We start from the raw sequence: 2,059 nt of genomic DNA on the forward strand, positions 1-2,059 counted from the left end.
GGGGCGGGGGCCGCGTGCAGGGGGACGTGGAAGTGGGCACGCCAGGGCGCCCCGTCGGGCAGGGCGTCGCCCGCGAGTGCCTCGCCGAGGTCGTCGGTGCCGCGCAGGCCCGCGGATGTGGCGGTGCGGGTCTGGTGCAGGAAGCGGGGTTCGTCGAAGGCGGCGAGTGCCTCGCGGACCTCGGGCAGGTGGGGGTGTTCGGCGTGCAGGGCGGCGGAGAGCTGGGACTTGACGACGGGGACGCGGGCCGCGGTGAGCGTGTCCAGGGCGGTGTGCGGGTCCTCGAAGGAGGTGGCGAGGTGGCAGGTGTCGACACAGATGCCGATGCGGTCGTGGGCGATCGCGGTGAGGGGGGCGATGGCGTCGGCGGTGGTCTCGACGACGCAGCCGGGTTCGGGTTCGAGGCCCACCCGGATGGAGCGGCCGGTCAGCTCCTGGAGGGCGTCGAGGCGTTCGGCGAGGGTGCGCAGGGCGGTGCGGGCCTTGTCGGCGCTGCCGTCGTCGTAGCGGGTGCGCCAGGCGAGCGGCAGGGTGGAGATGCTGCCCTCGGTGACGTCGTCGGGGAGGAGTCCGGTCAGGACCCGGGCCAGGGCGGCGGTGTGGTCGAGGCGTTCGGGGTCGGTCCAGTCCGGTCTGTAGACGCGGTACTTGACCTCCTGGGCACCGAAGCCCTCGTAGGGGAAGCCGTTGAGGGTGACCACTTCGAGGCCGCGGCGGTCGAGTTCGCAGCGCAGGTCCCGCAGCGCGGAGGGGTCGCTGACCAGGGCGTGGGCCGCGTCGCGGGCGAGCCACAGGCCGATGCCGAGGCGGTCGCGGCCGAGGCGGCGGCGGACGGGTTCGCAGTGGTCACGGAGCTGGGCGAGGACGCCGTCGAGGGTTTCCGCGGGGTGGACGTTGGTGCAGTAGGCGAGGTGGACGGTGGTGCCGTCGGGGTGGCGGAAGCGCATGGCTCACGCCTCCGTCTTCTGCGGGCCCCGGAGGATGGAGTTGCCCTCGTGGGTGGGGTCGGTGGCCGGCACGTCGAGGTCAAGGCGGCCGCTGAGTCCGTAGAAGGCGACGGGGTTGCGCCACAGCACTCGGTCGACGTCGTCCTCGGTGAAGCCCTCGGCGAGCATCAGGTCGCCGACCTTGCGGGTCTTGAGGGGGTCGCTGCGGCCCCAGTCGGCGGCGGAGTTCACCAGTACCCGGTCGGGGCCGTAGTCGCGCAGGATGGCCACCATGCGTTCCTCGTCCATCTTGGTGTCGGGATAGACGGAGAAGCCGAGCCAGCAGCCGCTGTCCTTGGCCTCCTTGACGGTGGTCTCGTTGAGGTGGTCGACCAGGACCCGGTCCGTCGGCAGGTCGGACTCACGGACGACGTCGAGGGTGCGGCGCAGGCCGGCGAGCTTGTCGCGGTGCGGGGTGTGGACGAGGGCGGGCAGTCGGTGGTCGGCGGCGAGCTGGAGCTGGGCGGCGAGGGCGGTGTCCTCGGCGGGGGTCATGGAGTCGTAGCCGATCTCGCCGACGGCGACGACCTGGTCCTTGACGAGATAGCGGGGCAGTTCGTCGAGGACGGGCAGGCAGCGCGGGTCGTTGGCCTCCTTGGGGTTGAGCGCGAGGGTGCAGTGGTGGGCGATGCCGTACTGGGCGGCGCGGAAGGGCTCCCAGCCGAGCAGGGAGTCGAAGTAGTCGAGGAAGGAGGCGGGAGAGGTGCGGGGCTGGCCCAGCCAGAAGGACGGTTCCACCACGGCCCGCACGCCGGCGGTGTGCATGGCCTGGTAGTCGTCGGTGGTCCGGGAGGTCATGTGGATGTGGGGGTCGAAGATGCGCATCAGGACTCCTTGCCATGGGTGCCGTCCGCGCGGTGGGGGCCGTGGTCGGCGGCCGGCGCGGGTGGGGTGGCGGTGGGGTCGGTCAGGGTCAGGACGCGGTGCAGGTCCTCCGGCACGGGACGGCCCGCGGCGGTGCGTTCGGCGGCGTAGTCGCCGAGCATGCGGGCCAGTTCGCCGTCCCCGTGGGCCCGTCGGTGCAGGTCGGCCACCTCGGCGACGGGCACGCCGGTGAACAGGCACTTCAGGAC

The 2,059-nt window shown here is 72.8% G+C and carries 3 protein-coding genes; all 3 read right to left on the reverse strand.

All coding sequences use genetic code 11. The features are described from left to right. On the reverse strand, positions 1-947 hold a 947-nt coding region (gene eboE / locus AOJ26_RS39025), incomplete at its 3' end, for a metabolite traffic protein EboE (RefSeq protein WP_053853080.1). Between the two features lie 3 nt (positions 948-950). Beyond that, the gene (locus tag AOJ26_RS39030; RefSeq protein WP_053853081.1) at positions 951-1,811 is read right to left on the reverse strand and encodes a TatD family hydrolase; all 861 of its coding nucleotides are present in this window, start codon (positions 1,809-1,811) and stop codon (positions 951-953) included. Then, positions 1,811-2,059 (reverse strand): EboA domain-containing protein (locus AOJ26_RS39035; protein ID WP_199828919.1); only part of this gene is annotated, 249 nt, incomplete at its 5' end. The genes AOJ26_RS39030 and AOJ26_RS39035, both read right to left, overlap by 1 nt.

This window comes from Streptomyces sp. NRRL B-24085 (assembly GCF_001282115.1).
Classification (GTDB): Bacteria; Actinomycetota; Actinomycetes; order Streptomycetales; family Streptomycetaceae; genus Streptomyces.

Bases quoted from the DNA above. Each gene is read 5' to 3' on its own strand.
- AOJ26_RS39030 (WP_053853081.1), bottom strand. From the start codon at position 1,811: ATGCGCATCTTCGACCCCCACATCCACATGACCTCCCGGACCACCGAC.